Genomic DNA, 19,720 nt, shown 5'->3' with positions numbered 1-19,720 from the left:
ATAAAAGTAAGGTCTAAAATGAACAAGAAGAATAAATTAGTTCTATCCATTTTATTTGGATTTTTGATTCCAGTCTCAGCATCCTATGCTGCTATCCCGACAGATAAAACCATTATTAGTTGGATCACTAATTTACAAGATTCAAATGCTAATCCTCAGCAAGCCATTCAGATTGATCACACGGAAAAAGTGAAATTAGTTTCGGGTGAAGAAGCTTATTTATCTGGTGTGAGTTTTGAAAATGCAGGTCGTAACTTTTGGGCAGGTTATGTGCTGACTCGACCAAAGCTCAAACAGGCTCAGATATTAAAAGAGTTCGGTGGGCAATCGAATACATTTAAAGTGCATCCAACTGTGTATAAAGGTAAACCGATTGAATTAGTTGAAATCGAAAGTGCTGGCTCAGGGCAGGGTACAGTCGAATCTACAAAAAGTTTAGTTTATCTCAATCAATGGAATGCAAAGTTAATAACAGAAGTTCAAGAGTCATCTTATGCTGGGCGTTTTGATGAAAAACTTGAAACCGAAGATTGTCGTACTGGTGCTGATAATACTGGCTATTTAAATGTGATGCCTTATTCTCCGTTCGTTGTTAAAACGACAGTTATGGGCGATGCATGTGATGACAAACCGAAAGGCTATAAGGTGAATAGCACTATCATCCCTATTCTGGTAAATGAAATAAAATAAAAAAAGCTAACAAGCGAGCTTGTTAGCATAGGAGCAACTTAGAGTTGTGAAGCTTAGTTTATTGTTTTTATTTTTTTAGTTATTACTGACAATTCCTATTTTAGTGACATTGCTTTGCTGAGCTAAAGCCATCACCATCGCAATATTTTTATATTCTGCTTGGGCATCAGGTTTAAATTTAATTTGATCCTGATCTGCCTTTTGAGCCACATTTTCAAACAGTGCTTTTAGTGCTTGGCGATCCGCGACCACCTGATCATTCCAAAAAATCTGACCTTGAGCATCGACACGTAAATTGATCACTTCTGGCGGTTTTTGGTCAGTCGGCGGCGGAGGCGTACCGTTTGGCAAGTTGATATTAATGGCATTATTTGGAATCGGGATGGTAATGATGAACATGATTAACAATACCAACATGACATCAATTAAAGGTGTCATGTTGACATCAAGCATGACATCATCTTCACTACTTTTTGGACCGACATTCATACCCATGAGTGACTCCTTAATCTGACCTTATGGTGAACTAGGTGGTGTAGTGACAAATGCGATTTTGCCAATACCAGCTTGTTGAGTTGTACTTATAACCTGATCAATCGCCTCATAATGTGTAAGTTGGTCACCACGAATATGAACCTCAGGTTGAGGGCGTTTTTGCGCCTCAACTTGAAGACGTGCAAGCAAAGTTTCTTTATTTGCAACGTGTTGTTCATTCCAGAAAATATCACCAGTTTTATTGACTGAGAGCTGAATATTTTGTGGTGTGGTGGCATAAGGCGTATTTTTTTCCTCAGGAAGTTTGACTGGAACGGTATGCGTGACGACTGGAACAGTAATTAAAAAGATAATTAGCAATACCAACATAATGTCCACAAGCGGAGTCGTATTTATCGTTCCGATTACATCATCGTCACTTTGATCTGAATTAATCATCATGCCCATAATCGTATTCCTTATTTAGAATTACGGTTTGGGTGATTGCTGTTTAGGTCACCACTGAGAAGTACAGCATGTAGGTCTGAGCCGAAAGAGCGGACATTGTCCATCACGGCTTTATTGCGGCGAGTGAGCCAGTTATAACCAAGTACAGCTGGTACTGCGACAGCAAGGCCAATTGCAGTCATGATAAGTGCTTCACCAACAGGTCCAGCAACTTTATCGATAGATGCTTGTCCTGAAATGCCGATTGCAGTTAATGCGTGGTAGATACCCCAGACTGTTCCAAATAATCCAACGAAAGGCGCAGTTGAACCGACGGTAGCGAGGAAAGCTAAACCATTGCCAAGATGACTTTGGACTTTTTCAATTGCACGTTGAATTGAGATTGTCACCCAAGTGTTGAAATCGATACGTTCTAATAATGTGCCGTCATGATGTTTTGTTGAGTGAATGCCTTTTTCAGCAATATACCGATAGGTACTGCTAGGATCTAAACTTTCTTTTGCACTATTTAATGTATCTGCTTCCCAGAAGTTACGTTCAGCTTCAGTGCCGTGACGCTTGATTTTACTTTGTTGAAATACTTTAGAAAAAATGATGTACCACGTTCCAATTGACATCAGAACTAAAATAAAAAGTGTGGTTTTTGCGACGAGATCACCTTCACGCCATAATGCTTCTAAGCCATAAGGGTTATGTACTTTTTCTTCTGTAGCGGGTAACGGTGGCGGAGTTGGTGTGGCTTGGGTAACGGCTTCAGTATTCGTTGTTGTGACAGCTGTTGCTTGCGTAGTTTCATCAGCCCATACCGTGTGAAATGGTAATAATGTACTGGTAGAAATGAGACCGATTGCTGCGAAGCGTGCGATATGTTTTGCTGTTTTATTCATCTTAAATTCTCCAAAAATTTGTTTCATTTATTCAATTAATTAAGAAATTGTGAAAGAGTATTCAACTTCATACCAATCTTGTTGAGGTACCCCATCTTTCATTGCGGGAGTAAATGTACATAGACTAAATGCTTTCGAAGCGGCTTTATCTAAGGCTCTAACACCACTGGATTTCTTAACTTTTGCATCTATCACTTTTCCTGAACCATCTACTAGAAGACGCATTCGAACAGTACCTTCTTCACCTGCCATTTCTTGTTCACGTGGATAGTCTGGTTTTTTACAGCCAGCTTCACCTTCGGAAACACCACGTGAAATGCCTGCTGGTTTAGCTGGAGCGGAAGGTGCGGCTGCAACGGTTGGAGCTGCAACTGGACTTGGACTTGCTGCAACAGGTGATGGTGTAGGAGTTGCATCCGTAGCCTTTGTCGTCTGAGTCGGTGCAGGCTTTTGAACAGGTTTCACAGCCTCAACTGGTTTCGGTGGTGGATCAGGAATTTTTGCTACTTTCTCTACCATTTTTGGTGGTTCTGGTGGCTTTTCCTCTGGTTTTGGTGGTGGAGGCGGCGGTGGTTCTATATCTTGAATAATCTGTAGTTCTACAGGTTTCTCGACAGGTTTGATAAAGTCAGTCGCTAAACTCGTCATCAGAATATAGGCGATCACGAGGTGTAAGAATAAAACCACACCAATACCGACTAGGCGTTTGGCGGATTGATTTTCACTCTCAGAAAAGGGTATGCCCATAATTGCTCCTGAAATTGTAATCATCAATTCACGTTTAACTTGAGAAGGAAAAGGTTCGTAATGGGGGAAATACAGACCATTTTTCCTTGTGTGAATTGGTGATTACGGTGGATCACTACAGCATCAAAATCATGTTGTAGTGATGAACATATTAAAATTTGAAAGTGCTACGAACGAAGTAAGTACGACCGAGTACATCTGCATAACGTGGGTCATAACCCATTTGGAAGTTGTCCAATACATTTGATGCTGGTGGTTCTGCATCAAACATATTTTTAATACCTAAGGTGAGTTCTACGTTTTTGAAGCCTTTGTATGTTCCTGAGAGGTTGTAGGTTGTGTAGTCACTAACTTTATGGTTTTGACCAGCAGAGTTTTGGTCTTTATAACCTTTAGAGAAGTTTTGTTGGAGGTTGAGTGCCCAGTTTTCATAGCGCCAATCTAGATTTGCAGTATGTTTCCAACGTAGAACAATGGCTTGATAGTCTAGACCTGCATAGCTACCAGCAACACCAATCCACGGCATACCTTCATCTTCTTGATATTTGTAATCAGTAACATAAGTTCCATCAATGCTGAAGCCAACCTGACCAGTACTTGTCATTGGAGAACGCCAAGCCATGCTTGCATCAAAACCTGAGGTTTTAATACCACCTAAGTTTTGTTGTAGTGTATTGATATAATTGAGTGAACCGTCTGAATTTCGAACAAATTTATCTGCATATTTTTCTGGATTACCGAAAATACCTGTCTCAGAGATAGTTGTAATTTGATTCTTAACTTTGATATCAAAGTAATCTAGAGTGAAAACAAGATTTTTGGTTGGTTGGAATACTACACCAGCGGTGAATGAATCGGACTTTTCAGGTTCTAAGTCTTTGTTACCGCCATTTTGACGATCAAACTGCATTCCACAGTCACGCGCGGGTAATGCACCAGTAGCAGGAACACCACCCGGACAAAGAACAGGGTCATTATAAGTTGCAGCGGTATTGGTAATCGAAGTTGGTGAGTACATTTCCCAAAGCGTTGGTGCTCTAAAGCCTTTGGTATAGCTTGTTCTGAACATCAACTGCTTGATTGGTTCCCAACGAAGAGAGAATTTGGGGTTGAATGTGTCACCAAAATCGCTGTAATCATCGTATCGCGCGGCAAGCTGAGCTTCTAACGTTTTATGAAGTGGGATATGGAGCTCTGTGAATACTGCCTTGATGTTTCGAGAACCTTCATTAATCGGTTCATTTGGATCTACGCCAGTACTCGGTGCAACACTAGCAATTTCAGAGATAGTTTTTGATTGCCAATCGTCTTTGCGGTAACTTGCTCCAACTGCAAAACCCACATCGCCTGCTGGAAGAGTATAAATAGGGCGACTAGCAGTGAAATCAACGATTGTTGAATCTAATTTAGCATCTAAATATTTACCTTTAGCGCCTAATGTACTCCAAACATCACCATCTTCTGCTGCTTGAGGGCCAAATGGGTTAAGCGTGCCATTGAGTAAAGCTTCTGCTGTTTTATCGTAGTTAAGATAACCACTTAAAATATTATCAGCAGCATTACTTCGTGCATATGTTACCCCTGTATTAATATCCCAGCCGTATGCTTCACCTTCGATACCAGCAAAAATACGATGTGAATCATTGACACTGTTACTAATACGATTGCCAGCTTGCGAACGTAAATATAGTTCTAAAGGACCGCTGACATTATCCATTGCTGGAGTGATGCCATTACCTGGATAATATTTACTGGTTGGGTTCATTGGTAAATCAAAAAATACATCTGGAGCAACAGAGGTAGTTACCTCACTGCGTGCATATAAATATTCCCCAATCGCATTGAAGTTATCATTGATTTTTGCTGTGACTCGTCCCATGACAGAAACATCTTCAGTTTTAGGAACGATACCGATCACTGCTTGGCTGTTATAACGGCAAGTTACGCCATCATTACTAAAAAATAATGGGTTGTCCCCACAGCCTGAACTCGCATAGGGGTTGCCAAAAGTACCTGTTTTTGTATCGTATAGGTTTGCAGGAAATGAGCCACTACTGGTTCTATTCACACCTAATTCAGGTATAACACCACCGCGACGACTGACCTTACGGTCTTGTGCCATAACATCTTCGCCACGACGATAATCAACTACACCAAATGCATTGAAACCATCTTCATCTAAGTCACCGAAACCACCAAAAATAGAATAATTTTGTTGTTCACCACCTTTTTGTTCAGGCTTTTGATAACCAGCACTGAAATTTAAGCCATTGAATTGTTTTTTGGTAATGAAGTTCACAACACCACCAATCGCGTCTGTTCCATAAACGGCGGAAGCACCATCTTTCAGAACTTCAATACGATCGAGCATCGCAAGAGGGATGATATTGAGATTGGCAACGCCACTGTCATAAGCATTGGCAGCAAGGCGTCTGCCGTTTAAGAGTACTAAGGTTTTATTTGAACCTAATCCGCGTAAGTTAGCAGATGAGCCAACAGTTCTACTCGCACCAACGTTTGATGCGGTAACGAAGTTTGATTGGTTGGCTGTAATTTTTGCTAAAGCCTCCTCTGTTGTCGTGATCCCTTGTTTTAAAATTTCATCGACTTTTACGATGGTTATTGGTGATGCACTTTGTGCAGCAACGCCCTTGATCGATGAACCTGTAACTGCAACTTTTACGACTTTCGTCGGTTTCTCATCGGTAGATGATTCTGTTTCAGCAGCATGGGTCATAGTTAAACACAACATACTTAGGCTCAGGGTACTGAGTTTTAGTATGCATTTGCTCGCTTTTGGCATAGCACTTGATTGAACGAAATTGGTATTTTTCATTGAATTTATAACCCCTAAATAGATGGTCACTCTAAAAGAATGAACAAAAGCGTTTTAGCAAGACATGTGCCAAATACGATTTTTAAGAGGAATTTAAACTCGATTTTAAAGTGTAAAAGTGTTCTACTTTTAAAAATAAGTTTTTCATATTTTTACTAATTATTAAAAAATATGAAATTAAAAAATTTTTTCAAATTGTCATTTTTTTACAAAAACCATAATTTTTTTATGAGCATTAAAATGAATCATGCTATTTTTATGATGCGTTAAATTGGTGCGAATTAATTTTATTTTAGTTATTTTAGGTGTTTAGCTCTAGATATTTATTTAGCTAAAAAAATATATAAGAAAATATGATTTGGCATAAAGTTACTTTTCATTAAGATGAGAAAAAATAATATTTTAGACTATGTGTTAAAAGTTTTTTAATTGATAAAACTATTTTATTTGAAAAGTGGCATGAAAATAGCAAATGTTTTCTGGTCTTAAAGTAGATTTTTCCACTTTTATTATTTTTACGAAAGGTAAAAAATAATTAAATTTATGATTTTGCTAAGAAAGGTCATTTAATTAAATGAAGGTGGTTAAGTCTTTGTGTGGTTGAATGCTATTCGAAAGTCTAGTATTTATTAAAAAACGATAATGTGAGCATTGAGTTGAAGTCTAAATTTTTTACGGTCACGTTGTTTTCAACCGTTGTTGCATTTGCGCCGATGGGATATACCAAAACCCCAGCACAAGCTGACAAAGTTCTTCGAATCGCTTTTGAAGCGCCTGATGATGGTTTTGATATGGTGAAAACCTTCAATTTTTATAGTGGCAATGTTGCGGATGTCATTTTTGAAAGACTTGTCCAATACGATTATTTAGCCAATCCAGTGAAACTAGTTCCATCTACGGCTGAAAGTATGCCGACCATTCAGGACAATGGGAAAGTTTATATTTTTAAAATAAAACCAGGTATTTATTTTACAGACGATCCCGCATTCAAAGGTAAACGGCGAGAGCTAGTTGCTGAAGATTATATTTATTCAATTAAACGTATTTTAGATCCGAAAAACCACTCCTCATCTTTTGCTTTTATCGATCATAAAATTGTTGGCGCAAATGCACTTGTCGATCAAGCGAAGAAGTCAGGAAAATTTAATTATGATGCTTCTATTCAGGGTCTAAAAGCTTTAGATCGATACACGATTCAATTTACTTTGACCCAGCCTGATTATAATTTTCCATATATTTTGGCATATAGCACATTTGGTGCGACAGCTCGCGAAGTAGTTGAATACTATAAAGACCGTTTAGGCATGCATCCTGTAGGTACAGGACCTTACATGCTAAGTAAATACGTACCACGAAGCAAAATTGAATTGGTTGCAAATCCTGATTATCGCGGCTTTGTTTGGAATTTTAAGTCCACTGGAACAGCTTGGGATAATCAACTGGTTAAAGAAATGAGTGGTAAGCAAATGCCGCAAATTGGTAAGGTCAACATTAGTATTATCGAAGAAGAGCAATCTCGTTGGTTGGCATTTCAATCGAAACAACTCGATTTTGACAAAGTCACTGCGAATGCTATTCCCAAAGTCCTCGATCAAAATAATCATTTAAAACCTGAGATGAAAAACAAAGGTGTTCAGCTTTATCGCAATAAAGAGGCTGAGATTACTTATTCTATGTTGAATATGCGAGATCCGATTGTCGGTGGCTCATCTTTAGATAAAGTTGCACTGAGACGAGCAATAGCACTGTCATTTGATGTAAATGAATATATTCGTATTTTAAGAAAAGGACAGGCTGTAAAAGCTGAAATGCTTGTACCAGCTGGAGTGAATGGTCATAACCCAAATTATCGTAGCAGTATCGGATACAACCCTGTTTTAGCCAATAAACTGCTTGATCGATTTGGCTATAAAAAAGGGACTGATGGCTATCGCACATTGCCTGATGGTAAAGCGCTGACTTTGAAAATAAATACTGAAAGTGGCTCGGCTTCTGTGATGTATTCAGAGTTGTGGAAGAAAAGTTTAGATGCGATTGGGATTCGATCTGATTTTAGAGTCAGCAACTTTGCCGATAATTTAAAAGCAGCAACGCAATGTCAATACATGATGTGGAGTGGCGCTTGGCATGCTGATTACCCTGAGGGGGAGAATTTTACTCAACTTCTTTATGGGCCTAATGTTGGACGCGGTAATCAGTCATGTTATCAGTCAGATGCTTATGACAATTTATATCGACAAGCGATGCAACAACCGCCTGAAAAACGAATGCCGTTTTACGAAAAAATGAGTCGACAAATAGAAGCAGATACGACTTGGATTTTACAAGATACACGAATTAGAAACTGGCTGATTCAACCCGAAGTTCAAGGTTTTAAAGCCCATCCAATTATGAATTCCAATTGGCAATATTTAGATATTGCTTCACCACGTCAAAATAAGTGATGAGTTTATGATGAAGCAAAAGTTTAAGCTTTCTTTACCTCGCTATGCCTTAGCGCTTTTGATTGGTAGCTCTATCAGCTTAAGTGCAGCATGGACTGAGGCTAAAAGCCCAGCAGATCCGAATAAGGTTTTGCGCTATGTATTTCCTGTGGCCGAAACAGGGTTTGACCCCGCTGGTGTGCATGATCTGTATTCGGCGCATGTCAATGGTTCGATTTTTGAAACGCTCTTTACTTATGATTATTTGGCTTCACCTGCAAAATTAGTACCTCGAACGGCAGTGGCTTTACCCGAAGTCAGTGCAGATGGTTTGACCTATACCATTCGGGTGAAAAAGGGTATTTATTTTGCCGATGATCCCGCTTTCAAAGGTAAAAAACGAGAGCTGACAGCTGCAGATTATGCTTACACATTCAAACGTTTGCTTGATCCAACATTGCGTTCACCAAATAGTTGGTTGCTGGATGGGCGAATCGTGGGGATGGAAGCCTTACAGAAGAAAGCGCAGAAAACAGGGAAGTTTGATTACGATCAACCTGTTGCAGGTTTGCAAATGCCTGATCGCTATACTTTGGTGATTCGCCTAACAAGCCCCGATCAAAACTTTCCGATGTTATTAGCACATCAGCCTGCTGGTGCTGTTGCACGAGAAGTGATTGAAAAATATCGAAACAAAGCTGGCTTTGCGATGGGACATCCTATAGGCACAGGGCCTTATATGCTGTCGAGCTGGACGCCGGGTTCACGGATTATTTTAAAAGCCAATCCAGACTTTAGAAGTTTTGTTTGGAACTTTAAAGCAAGCTCAGCGGATGATGAAAAGATCGTTAAAGCCATGCAAGGCAAGCAAATGCCACAAATTGGTGTGATTGATATACAAGTGATGGAAGAGGGGCAGTCTCGTTGGTTGTCGTTTAGCAAAGATGAAGTCGATCTATTTCAATTAGAGGGCGAGCTTGTTTCCCAAGCCATAAAGGAAGGAAAGCTTAAACCTGAATTAGTTAAAAAAGGCGTGCAACTGTCTCGGATTGTTGATCCTTCAATTGATTATCACTATTGGAATATGCAAAACCCTGTTGTCGGTGGAATGAGTAAAGAGAAAATTGCACTTCGCCGTGCGATGTCGATGGCTTTTTCCGCGGATAACTATATCAATATCTTGCAAAAAGGTGATGCAAAAAAACTACAAGCCCTGATCCCAGAAGGAATTGTGGGGTATGACCCAAATTATAGAAGTAGTATTCCTTATTCAGTCAAAGCCGCGAATTTATTGTTAGATCGCTATCACTATAAATTGGGGGCAAATGGTTGGCGAACTTTGCCGAATGGTAAGCCCTTAGTCATTGAAATGACGGTGAGTGGAAATAGTTTACGTAGTCAACAACAAGCTGAGTTCTGGAAGAAAATTTTGGATAGTCTAAAGATCCAAATGACGACACAGTCTTTACCTTTTTCAGAAGCATTAAAGTTAGAAAAACAATGTAAAACCATGTTTAAAACATCTGCTTGGATCGCTGATTATCCTGATGCTGATAATTTTATGCAGCTGTTCTATAGCAAAAATATTCATGCCAGTAATAACAGTTGTACCAGTATTCCTGAATTTGATCGTTTATATGAGCAGACACAAAAAATGGCACCCGGACCTAAGCGTGATGCCTTATATCGCAAGATGTCACGGGTACTAGAAGTGTATATGCCTGTACAGGTCATTGGCGCTCGTTACCGAAATATTCTAGCGCAACCTCGCGTAATTGGATTTAAAAAGCATCCCATTCTGCCTGCTGAATGGATGTACATCGATATTGACATGAAGAAATAGAAATTAAAAAACTGGAGTAGTGATGAAAAATCAAACATTCAAATTGACCACATTATGTCTATGTGCAATCGGAGCGAGCCAAATGGCTGTTGCTGAAACAGCCGTTCGTCAAACCTTACCTCAATTTCAAGCCAAAGACATTCCAGCGCTATGTGATGCGAAAATTAATGATGTCAAAAATCAGTTGAAGAACTTGGAGACATTAAAATTAAAGCAAGATGCTCCTGCTGTACCTGTGCTTGCTGAATGGGATCGTATTTTTGCATCTTTTGAAGACTTCTATGGCCCGATTGGCTTATATAGCAATGTTTCTCCAGATGAGGCCGTGCGCAAAGCATCCGATGATTGTGAAATTAAAATCAGCCAGTTCCAAACCGATATTTTGCAAAACCCAAAGCTATATCAGCAATTTAAAAAGCTAAAAGCATCGGATGCAATTGATACTAAATTCCGCGATGACATTCTCTATGACTTTGAAAAAACGGGCATTCAGTTACCAGCGGCTAAGCAAAAACGCTTAAAAGCGATCTTGGATGAACTCACAAAAATTGAGCAAGAATATGCCCGTAATGTCCGTGATAATCAGGAAAAACTTGAATTCACTCCAGATGAACTCAAAGGATTACCGCAAAGCTATATTGATGGCTTAAAGAAAAATGACAAAGGTAACTATTTACTCGGTTTTGAATATCCTGAATATCGCCCATTTATGGAATTGGCGGATAATGATGATGCGCGTAAACGTTATCAAATAGCATTCACTCGTCGTGGTGGAGAAAAGAATTTAGCACTACTCAAGCAAGCGATGGATTTACGATATGAACTTGCGCGACTGTTTGGCAAGGCAAACTATGCTGAGTGGGTTTTACAAAAACGTATGTCAAAAACACCTGAAGCTGTTAATAAATTTCTAGCCGATGTTCACGCCACAGTTGCGCCTTTAGAACAAAAAGAAGTCGATACTTTACGTGCTTTCAAAGCCAAAACTTTAAATATCCCACTTGAGCAAGCCACAATTGAACGATGGAGCGAAGCGTATTGGAGTGAAAAATTACGCAAAGCCGAGTATCAAGTTGATCAAGAACAGTTACGTGATTATTTTCCAACTCAAGCTGCACAAGATTGGTTATTTGCAATTTCATCTAATTTGTATGGCATCGAATTTAAACCCGTGAAAGTGGCTGCTTGGCAAGATGAAGTTGAATATTACGACGTCACTGATGCTAAAACAGGGAAGCTTTTGGGCGGACTTTACATGGATAAATTTCCACGCGAAGGAAAGTATGGACACGCTGCGGTATGGGGCGTTTATGGCGGCAGCACACTCACACAACGTAAACCGATTTCGGCTTTAGTCACTAATTTTAATCGTAAAGGGTTAAATAGCGATGAGTTAGAAACCTTTGTACATGAGTTTGGACATGCCTTACATGGCATTTTATCCAACACACGCTATTCCTCTCAATCAGGCACTTCAGTGGAACGCGATTTTGTCGAAGCACCTTCACAGATGTATGAAGAGTGGGCGAGACGTAAAGAAACACTGTCTAAAGTTGCTGATTACTGTAAACCCGCTTGTCCTCGTGTAGATGATGCCTTAATTGCGAAGTTAAATGCAGTGCACAATTATGGTCGTGGTTTACGTTATGCACGTCAGGCACTCTACGCACAGTACGATATGGCATTACATGGCAGCGATGCTTTGAAAGTACAACCTTTAGATGTTTGGAAAAAAATGGAAAGTGCAACAGCACTGGGTTATGTACCAACGACAGAGTTTCCAGGGCAATTTGGTCACATCATGGGCGGCTATCAAGTTGGCTACTATGGCTATATGTGGTCTGAAGTGATGGCTTTAGATATGTTGTCAGCCTTTGGAAATAACCTAAATAATCCAGAAGTAGGGCAACGCTACCGACAAACGATTTTATCTCAAGGTAGTCAAAAACCAGCACAAGCACTCGTTGAAGATTTTCTTGGGCGAAAACCTGATAACAAAGCTTTCTTTGATGAAATTACAGGTCAACGAGTGAAATAAGGGAGCATCTTTATGCTGGCATATATCATACGACGTATATGGCAGATGATCCCGACCATGCTTGGGGTTGTACTGCTGATTTTCTTCCTGTTTAACTGGGTAGGAGGCGATCCTGCCTATATCTTGGCAGGGAAAATGTCGAATCCAGAACAGATCGAAAATATCCGACAGCAGCTCGGTATTGATCAACCTTACTATGTTCAGCTGTGGATTTTTATTAAGCAGATATTGACCTTTGACTATGGTGTGAGTTGGAGTACAGGTGAATCTGTATCTCAAATCATTATGACGCGTTTAGGGCCATCACTCACCTTATTGATCCCGCTGGTGGTGCTTCAAACCGTGATCTCAATCATTCTTGCGCTGGCTGTTTCTGCGGTTCGTGGCAGCTTGACTGATCGTATGGTGATGATAATGTGCACGATAGGCATGTCGATCAGTATCTTAGTTTATATCATTGTTTTTCAATATTTCTTTGCTTATCAGTTGAGTTGGTTTCCAGTTCAAGGATGGAGTGATAGTTTTACTGAAAATTTATTCAAATATTCACTATTACCTATTCTGATTATGCTAGTGGTGAGTATTGCTCCAACTCTACGTTTATACCGTAGCTTCGTTTTAGATGAGGTGAATCAGGACTATGTTCGCACCGCGCGTGCTAAAGGTGTGAGTGAGCACCGTGTATTTGGTGTACATGTGCTGCGTAATGCATCTATTCCAATCGTGACAGATGTGATGGCAACCTTGCCAGCATTATTGATCGGTGCATTCTTGATTGAACGTTTCTTCGGGATTCCGGGAATTGGGCGAGAAGTGATTATTGCGGTTGAGCGCAGTGATTTTCCTGTGATTAAAGCGATTACCGTGTATGTCGCCGCAGCAACGATGATTTTTAATCTCATCGCAGATCTGGTCTATAAATTGATTGATCCACGTGTGCAGTTGAAGTAGGTGGGAATATGCTGAGTATATTATTGAAAAAAAAGGCAGCTACTTCATCTGACACAGCTTCATCAGGATTATGGCAGTTAGCTATGCGACGTTTAAAAGCAGATCGTATTGCGATGGCTTCTTTATTTGTGGTGTTGTGCTATTTCTTAGTGTTGATTTTGTCTGTGACGGGTGTGATTGCTTCGGACTGGAATAAAGAGGTTGCGGTAAGTTACGCACCCCCGAGTTTCATCGGTGCAGATAAGAGCGATAATCTGTCTGAGCAAAAAACTGAGGTGATTGAAGCTTTACCAGAGAATCCTGTTGATCCTTTAAAAGATGTGATTCATGAGTTAAATGCTGAAATTGCTAAAGAGCAAAAAACAGGTTCACCAGTTGATTATTATGGTGTGGTCGATCCACTCGCAGAAGATATGCAAGCGATTGATCAGCAACTTGATGGACATTTACTTGATCAACAAGTCGAACTTAAACAAACCTTGCCATTTGGGGCTGATAAATGGGGACAAGATGTCCTATTGAAAACCATTAAAGGTGCAGAAACCTCTATTCTTGTAGGATTGTTATCGGCTTTGCTTGCTGTTGTCATCGGTACATTTTTGGGGGCAATTGCGGGTTACTTTGGTGGTTGGGTGGATGATGTCTTGAACTGGTTCTACAACATTTTTACCTCCATTCCTTATTTACTCTTGGTTCTTGCAATTGCTGCGGTACTTCAACAAAAAGGAATTTTGTCAATTGTTCTGATCTTAGGCTTGACAGGCTGGACAGGCGTATTTCGTCTCATCAGGGCAGAATACATGAAACATAAGTCACGCGAATATGTCCTTGCTGCCAAAGCGATTGGTGTGAGTCATTTACGTCGTATGTTTATACATATCTTTCCAAACGTTAGCCATATTGCCTTAGTGCAGATTTCAATTTTAGTTGTCGCATTTATCAAATCAGAAGTGATCTTGAGTTTCTTGGGTTTTGGTGTTCCTGTTGGTGTGGTGTCGTGGGGCAGTATGTTGAATGAAGCGCAAAGTGAATTGATCTTAGGGAAATGGTGGCAATTGGCAGCAGCATCGATTGCAATGGCAGTATTGGTGACAGCATTTTCAATGTTCACGGATGCATTACGTGATGCATTAGACCCTAAACTGAAATAGCGGAGAGAAATAAGATGAATCATCATGATCAAGAAACGCTATTAAATGTCGAAAATCTTCATGTCAGTTTTAAGGGTGAAAATAAACAGTGGATTGAAACGGTCAAAGGCATTTCATTTTCGATTCCTAAAAATAAAACAGTCGCGTTGGTTGGAGAATCGGGAAGTGGTAAATCCGTAACCTCGCTTGCAATCATGGGCTTGTTACCCAAAGGTCAGAGTCAAATTGCGACGCAAAGCCGAATTACATTTGAAGACAAAGACTTGTTAAATCTTTCTATGCGTGAAATTCGGAATATTTGTGGTAAAGAAATTGCCATGATTTTCCAAGAGCCGATGTCTTCTTTGAATCCTGTTTTTACGGTTGGCGATCAAATTGCTGAAGTGTTACGAATTCATCTTGGCATGGGGCGTAAACAAGCACGAGCGCGCGTACTTGAGTTGTTAAAAGAGGTGGGGATTCCGTCACCTGAGACCAAGATAGATGCTTATCCAAGCCAGCTATCAGGTGGTCAACAGCAGCGGATTATGATCGCAATGGCGATTGCTTGTGAACCGAAATTGTTGATTGCCGATGAACCGACCACTGCACTCGACGTGACCATTCAAAAGCAAATTATTGATTTATTAGAGTCACTACGCCAACGCCGTCAAATGTCGATGCTGTTCATCACTCATGATTTGGCATTGGTCGGTGAAATTGCCGATCAAGTGATTGTAATGCGTCACGGTGAAATTCGTGAATGTGGCGAAGCCAAGCAGGTGCTCGAACAACCAAATGACGTTTATACACGCGCTTTATTGCATTGTCGTCCTCAGTTATCAGCTCGTCCTTATCGTTTACCTGTGACCAGTGACTTTATGAAACAGGAAAATGGTGAATTAGTTGAGGCGATTAATTTATCCACCTTTCACTTGCAAGAGCGTACACGTGGTGTAACAGGTGAAGAACCGATTGTGTTGGATGTGAAAGATTTGAAAAAGTCTTTTTATAGTCGTAAAGGGCTATGGGGACGTGACGAGTTTCAAGCAGTTAAAGGCGTATCTTTTCAACTGGCAAAGGGTAAAACCTTAGGGTTAGTCGGGGAGTCAGGTTCAGGTAAAACCACCATAGGTCTATTGTTAATGCGCTTGCATGAAGCAACTGGTGGTCAAGCCTTAATCGATGGAAAAGATATTTTGGCAATGTCTGAGAAAGAGTTTGCTCAGTACCAACGGAAAATACAGATCATTTTTCAAAATCCTTATGCATCGCTTAATCCACGTTTTACGATTGGGCAGATTCTACTTGAGCCGATGCGTATTCATGGCATTGGTCAAGACGATACGGAACGTAAGAAAATTGCTTTAGAGTTATTAGAGCGCGTCAGTTTACCTGCTCAAGCTTTTGATCGTTATCCACATGAATTTTCGGGTGGTCAGCGTCAGCGTATTGCGATTGCACGATGCTTAACTTTAAAGCCTGAGATTCTGATTTGTGATGAATCCGTTTCAGCGTTGGATGTATCGGTACAAGCTCAGGTGTTGAACTTACTGCAAGATTTACAGGATGAATTCGGTTTGAGCTATATCTTTATTTCACATGATTTATCCGTTGTGAAATATATTTCGGATCAAGTGATGGTAATGAATCATGGCGAATTGGTTGAGATTGCCAATTCAGATGAGTTATATCTACATCCACAGCATGAATATACGAAGAAGTTACTCAATGCGATTCCTCAAGGGGTGACTTCAACGCATTAACAGCAATAAAAAACGCTCTAATAAGAGCGTTTTTTATATCAGTACAAAGGATTAAAACTTCTTAAAACCTTTATTGAAACCAATCGTTTTACGACCGTTACTATTATTGCCATTACCGCTTGAACGTTGTTGTGGTTGATCTTGTTCATCATCACGACGTTGTTGGCGTAAATAACCACCACGACGAGCTGCCATTGGTTTATCAGTCATACGTTCAGTACGACGTTTTGCCATACCAAATAAACCTGTACCTTGACGCGGTTTTAACTCAACTGATTTCGCTAAGTTATCAATATCCGTTTTATCCAGCTCCATCCAACGACCAGTTCGCAATTCGCGTGGCAGAATCACGGTACCGTAACGGGTACGTAATAGACGGCTTACTTTTAAGCTTTGTGATTCAAAGATACGACGTACTTCACGGTTACGGCCTTCTTTTACAACCACTTGATACCAACGGTTGATACCGTCACCACCAATTTCAGAGAATGACTCAAATTTTGCTGGGCCATCTTCAAGTTCCACGCCTTTGAGCATGTTGTTGCGAATTTGCGGTGTAACTTCACCCATAACACGTACAGCGTATTCACGCTCAACTTCATTTGAAGGGTGCATTAAACGATTTGCAAGCTCACCATCATTTGTGAATAGCAAAAGACCTGTACTGTTAATATCGAGACGACCAACCATCACCCAACGATCATTGGCGATTTGGGGTAAATGATCAAATACAGTTGGACGCTTTTCAGGATCATTGCGTGAGCAAATTTCACCTTCAGGCTTATAGTAAATTAAAACGCGACGACGAATTTCGTCTTCAACTTGGAATTGTACTTTACGACCGTCTATACGAAGTTCATCTGTTGGTTCGATACGTTCGCCGACTTGCGCAATTTTACCATTGATGCTGACACGACCAGCAGCAATGACTTCCTCCATATAGCGACGCGAGCCAAGCCCGACTCTCGCCAACACCTTTTGTAATTTTTCACTCATGACAGCACAACCTTAGACATAATGATCAACAGTTCACCTTTCTCAGGACTTCGGCGCATGCGCGTCAAGTGCCATGAATGCTTCCTTGGCGTTCTGTAGGGGAGGCAATTGACCTAGCGAGGCTAAACCAAAAGCATTTAAAAATTGGGGCGTTGTCACTAACAACGCAGGTCTTCCAGGTAAATCTCTAAAACCAGATTCTTTGATCCAGTTCCAGTCAAATAACGTTCTTAAATTTTGACTATTATTTGATACACCACGAATTTGTTCAATATCTGCACGAGTTACAGGCTGATGATAAGCAATCACAGCAACCGTTTCGAGTAACGATGGTGATAGTTTCGTTGGGCGTTCAGGCCACACCTGAGCAATAATATTTCGATATTTTGCTCGGACTTGAAAGCGAAAGCCTTGTGCAGTTTCAATCAGTTCAATTGAACGGCCATGTTGCAACATCGCAAGTTGCTGCAAAAATGTACGTAATTGCTGTTTATTATATTGGTTTTGAAAAGCTTCTTTTAGTCTTGCAAGAGAAACTGGTGAGTCACTGGCAAATAAAATCGCTTCAATTTGTAGCAATACATCATGATGGATATCTTCTAAAGACATTCCTTCATTGGCATCAAACTGCTCTAAACTCATGCAGCAACTCCTTGAATGGTTAAAGGAGCTTCAATACCTGTATGAATAATTTGGATTCTTTGTTGACGGGTGAGTTCAAGAACAGCCATAAATGTCACAACCATTCCCATACGACCTTGCTTGGGATTTAATAGTTCAATAAAACTGAGTGCTTCGCCTGATGCCAATTGGCTTTCAATAAATGCAATTCGTTCTTCAAGTAAAACTGGCTCTTGTGCAACAACATGCGTAACAGGTTCTGGACGATTAAAAACACAAAATAATGCATCATGCAAAGCTCCGACATCATAACCTTCATAAATTGGAGCAATATGACCGATACTGACATTGGTACTAAAGGTATCCCGCTCAAAAATTGGCATTTGACCGAGTCTTTCAGCAGCTTGTTTGATGCGTAAATAGGTTTCTAGGCGATCAATCAGTTCTTGTTTGGGGTCTTTTTCAAATTGATCGATTGCTGTTGGTTTCGGTAATAGCAGACGAGATTTTAGATCAGCCAATAAAGCCGCCATCACCATATAATCTGCGGTCAACTCGATATTGAGTGACTTCATACTATCCATGTATGAAAGATATTGAGTCGCAATCGGAGAAATATCTAACTGTAGTAAATCAAAGCCATTCTTTTGGATCAAATAAATCAAGAAGTCTAAAGGACCTTCAAATTGTTCAAGTAAAATTTCGAACGCAGCAGGGGGAATGTACAAATCTTCAGGTATGACTTCTTGCCACTCGTCGAGCACGCGAATGGAAGGAGTTAACTCCGATGTAGAGGGAAGAATTTGGTTCATTACCGTTATAAGCCACGCGAATTTTCAAAAGCATGAAAGAGATTTTTTGTGTGCTTGAGATGACACAAGCCGCAAAGAGCTACGCTATTCTAATCGAAATAGCTTATTTAATAAATTACTCACTTACAAAAACCTTAAGCTTCTTAGGGTATTTTTTGTGTTTATGCATTATCGCATAGGTCATAGATATAATTTATGGTTAAATTAAATACTGAAATGATGCTAAACCATAAATTCCAATGAAAAATTACTTAAAAACACAGCAAAATTCACTTGGTCAGGAAGTCGGCTATTCCATTGATAACCCTATTGTATGCCAGCAACTACAAACCAATTTGTTTGGGCATAGTGTAGGGTTGTTGAACACTTTAAATGATCTGACTGAGCTTGGAATAGATCAAATTTGGGAGTGTGTAGCCACTGAACCAAATGAAGGGTGTTGGACTTACCTTCCATATCAACCTCCTTCTGATCGAGAGAAGTTAAAGCTGTCTTTACTCAATCTTTTTGGTTTTAAAGATTCAACGCATTTTTTGATTGAAGTGAACGGAGAAGTTCATGGATGGATTGCGTTGTTAAATCCTAGGCTTGAGCATGGCGTTATTGAAATAGGTAATGTTTATTTTTCACATAAAATGAAACAATCAAAAGCTGCAACAGAGGTTATCTTTTTATTATTACAACAATGTTTTAAGCAAGAATTTCGACGTGTTGAATGGAAATGTGATGACGCGAATCAACCATCTAAAGCAGCGGCCTTGCGCTTTGGTTTTCAATACGAAGGACTATTTAGACAAGATCGTATCGTCAAAGGGCGTAATAGGAATACAGCATGGTTTTCAATCATTGATGAAGAATGGTCTGATTTAGAGCAAGCCTATCAACACTGGCTAAATTCAGAAAATTTTGATGCAAATGGTATTCAGAAAAAGCGTTTATCTGACTTCATGTCAGTATTTAAAAGTTTATGATCGAAACAATAGCCTTTTTGTTGTCTGTCGGAAATATAAAATGGTTTTAAAATTTTAATATGATTTT

Annotated in this window: 16 protein-coding genes; 8 read left to right on the top strand and 8 right to left on the bottom strand. The window is 39.9% G+C overall.

Annotated features, from left to right (window positions below; genetic code table 11):
* The first annotated feature begins 18 nt into the window (after window positions 1–18).
* Window positions 19–690 (top strand): hypothetical protein, encoded by a 672-nt coding sequence (locus IO68_RS22710; protein ID WP_023013030.1) that lies wholly within the window; start codon window positions 19–21, stop codon window positions 688–690.
* 75 nt (window positions 691–765) lie between these two features.
* Here IO68_RS22710 and IO68_RS22705 read toward each other — a convergent pair whose 3' ends face one another.
* The 5 genes from IO68_RS22705 to IO68_RS22685 all read right to left on the bottom strand — a co-directional run bounded on the left by IO68_RS22705 (window position 766) and on the right by IO68_RS22685 (window position 6,102).
* A complete protein-coding gene (locus IO68_RS22705) occupies window positions 766–1,185 on the bottom strand; it encodes an ExbD/TolR family protein (protein WP_004881193.1) in 420 nt (139 codons plus the stop codon).
* A gap of 21 nt (window positions 1,186–1,206) precedes the next feature.
* Complete coding sequence (locus tag IO68_RS22700; protein WP_007481092.1) at window positions 1,207–1,632, bottom strand: ExbD/TolR family protein; 426 nt, start codon at window positions 1,630–1,632, stop codon at window positions 1,207–1,209.
* 11 nt (window positions 1,633–1,643) lie between these two features.
* Complete coding sequence (locus tag IO68_RS22695; protein ID WP_007481093.1) at window positions 1,644–2,519, bottom strand: MotA/TolQ/ExbB proton channel family protein; 876 nt, start codon at window positions 2,517–2,519, stop codon at window positions 1,644–1,646.
* 39 nt (window positions 2,520–2,558) lie between these two features.
* Window positions 2,559–3,266: an energy transducer TonB gene (locus IO68_RS22690; RefSeq protein WP_007481094.1), complete on the bottom strand. Its 708-nt coding sequence runs from the start codon at window positions 3,264–3,266 to the stop codon at window positions 2,559–2,561.
* Window positions 3,267–3,417: 151 nt separating this feature from the next.
* Window positions 3,418–6,102 (bottom strand): TonB-dependent receptor, encoded by a 2,685-nt coding sequence (locus tag IO68_RS22685; protein WP_171068564.1) that lies wholly within the window; start codon window positions 6,100–6,102, stop codon window positions 3,418–3,420.
* A 656-nt stretch (window positions 6,103–6,758) separates the two neighbouring features.
* Between IO68_RS22685 and IO68_RS22680 the strand changes: the two genes are divergently transcribed.
* The 6 genes from IO68_RS22680 to IO68_RS22655 are packed head-to-tail and all read left to right on the top strand — an operon-like array spanning window position 6,759 to window position 16,253.
* The gene (locus IO68_RS22680; protein ID WP_031234757.1) at window positions 6,759–8,546 is read left to right on the top strand and encodes an ABC transporter substrate-binding protein; all 1,788 of its coding nucleotides are present in this window, start codon (window positions 6,759–6,761) and stop codon (window positions 8,544–8,546) included.
* Window positions 8,547–8,556: 10 nt separating this feature from the next.
* Window positions 8,557–10,368, top strand: a complete 1,812-nt coding sequence (locus IO68_RS22675) for an ABC transporter substrate-binding protein (protein ID WP_023013027.1) — start codon at window positions 8,557–8,559, stop codon at window positions 10,366–10,368.
* A 22-nt stretch (window positions 10,369–10,390) separates the two neighbouring features.
* Window positions 10,391–12,406, top strand: coding sequence for a M3 family metallopeptidase (locus IO68_RS22670; protein ID WP_023013026.1), 2,016 nt, complete (start codon window positions 10,391–10,393; stop codon window positions 12,404–12,406).
* Window positions 12,407–12,418: 12 nt separating this feature from the next.
* Complete coding sequence (locus IO68_RS22665) at window positions 12,419–13,357, top strand: ABC transporter permease (protein ID WP_031234756.1); 939 nt, start codon at window positions 12,419–12,421, stop codon at window positions 13,355–13,357.
* Between the two features lie 8 nt (window positions 13,358–13,365).
* Window positions 13,366–14,508, top strand: coding sequence for an ABC transporter permease (locus IO68_RS22660; RefSeq protein ID WP_023013024.1), 1,143 nt, complete (start codon window positions 13,366–13,368; stop codon window positions 14,506–14,508).
* Between the two features lie 14 nt (window positions 14,509–14,522).
* Window positions 14,523–16,253: an ABC transporter ATP-binding protein gene (locus tag IO68_RS22655; protein ID WP_007481105.1), complete on the top strand. Its 1,731-nt coding sequence runs from the start codon at window positions 14,523–14,525 to the stop codon at window positions 16,251–16,253.
* Window positions 16,254–16,304: 51 nt separating this feature from the next.
* Here IO68_RS22655 and rluB read toward each other — a convergent pair whose 3' ends face one another.
* The 3 genes from rluB to IO68_RS22640 are packed head-to-tail and all read right to left on the bottom strand — an operon-like array spanning window position 16,305 to window position 18,682.
* Entirely contained in the window at window positions 16,305–17,249 is a 945-nt protein-coding gene (gene rluB, locus IO68_RS22650; protein ID WP_004881173.1) for a 23S rRNA pseudouridine(2605) synthase RluB, read from the bottom strand.
* A gap of 42 nt (window positions 17,250–17,291) precedes the next feature.
* Window positions 17,292–17,891 (bottom strand): SMC-Scp complex subunit ScpB, encoded by a 600-nt coding sequence (gene scpB / locus IO68_RS22645; protein ID WP_023013023.1) that lies wholly within the window; start codon window positions 17,889–17,891, stop codon window positions 17,292–17,294.
* A complete protein-coding gene (locus IO68_RS22640) occupies window positions 17,888–18,682 on the bottom strand; it encodes a segregation and condensation protein A (RefSeq protein ID WP_031234755.1) in 795 nt (264 codons plus the stop codon). The genes scpB and IO68_RS22640 overlap by 4 nt, the downstream gene beginning before the upstream one ends.
* Before the next feature lie 239 nt (window positions 18,683–18,921).
* Between IO68_RS22640 and IO68_RS22635 the strand changes: the two genes are divergently transcribed.
* Entirely contained in the window at window positions 18,922–19,653 is a 732-nt protein-coding gene (locus IO68_RS22635) for a GNAT family N-acetyltransferase (protein WP_023013021.1), read from the top strand.
* Window positions 19,654–19,720: the final 67 nt, after the last annotated feature.

The organism is Acinetobacter sp. COS3 (assembly GCF_000475335.1).
GTDB lineage: Bacteria > Pseudomonadota > Gammaproteobacteria > Pseudomonadales > Moraxellaceae > Acinetobacter > Acinetobacter venetianus.
The sequence above is the reverse complement of the archived record's forward strand: the minus strand, read 5'-3'. Positions and strand labels throughout refer to the sequence as shown.

Excerpts from the sequence above, each read along its gene's own strand:
- IO68_RS22710 (WP_023013030.1), top strand. The coding sequence starts at position 19 with ATGAACAAGAAGAATAAATTAGTTCTATCCATTTTATTTGGATTTTTG.
- IO68_RS22705 (WP_004881193.1), bottom strand. The coding sequence starts at position 1,185 with ATGGGTATGAATGTCGGTCCAAAAAGTAGTGAAGATGATGTCATGCTT.
- IO68_RS22700 (WP_007481092.1), bottom strand. The coding sequence starts at position 1,632 with ATGGGCATGATGATTAATTCAGATCAAAGTGACGATGATGTAATCGGA.
- IO68_RS22695 (WP_007481093.1), bottom strand. The coding sequence starts at position 2,519 with ATGAATAAAACAGCAAAACATATCGCACGCTTCGCAGCAATCGGTCTC.
- IO68_RS22690 (WP_007481094.1), bottom strand. The coding sequence starts at position 3,266 with ATGGGCATACCCTTTTCTGAGAGTGAAAATCAATCCGCCAAACGCCTA.
- IO68_RS22685 (WP_171068564.1), bottom strand. The coding sequence starts at position 6,102 with ATGAAAAATACCAATTTCGTTCAATCAAGTGCTATGCCAAAAGCGAGC.
- IO68_RS22675 (WP_023013027.1), top strand. The coding sequence starts at position 8,557 with ATGAAGCAAAAGTTTAAGCTTTCTTTACCTCGCTATGCCTTAGCGCTT.
- IO68_RS22670 (WP_023013026.1), top strand. The coding sequence starts at position 10,391 with ATGAAAAATCAAACATTCAAATTGACCACATTATGTCTATGTGCAATC.
- IO68_RS22665 (WP_031234756.1), top strand. The coding sequence starts at position 12,419 with ATGCTGGCATATATCATACGACGTATATGGCAGATGATCCCGACCATG.
- IO68_RS22660 (WP_023013024.1), top strand. The coding sequence starts at position 13,366 with ATGCTGAGTATATTATTGAAAAAAAAGGCAGCTACTTCATCTGACACA.
- IO68_RS22655 (WP_007481105.1), top strand. The coding sequence starts at position 14,523 with ATGAATCATCATGATCAAGAAACGCTATTAAATGTCGAAAATCTTCAT.
- rluB (WP_004881173.1), bottom strand. The coding sequence starts at position 17,249 with ATGAGTGAAAAATTACAAAAGGTGTTGGCGAGAGTCGGGCTTGGCTCG.
- scpB (WP_023013023.1), bottom strand. The coding sequence starts at position 17,891 with ATGAGTTTAGAGCAGTTTGATGCCAATGAAGGAATGTCTTTAGAAGAT.
- IO68_RS22640 (WP_031234755.1), bottom strand. The coding sequence starts at position 18,682 with ATGAACCAAATTCTTCCCTCTACATCGGAGTTAACTCCTTCCATTCGC.
- IO68_RS22635 (WP_023013021.1), top strand. The coding sequence starts at position 18,922 with ATGAAAAATTACTTAAAAACACAGCAAAATTCACTTGGTCAGGAAGTC.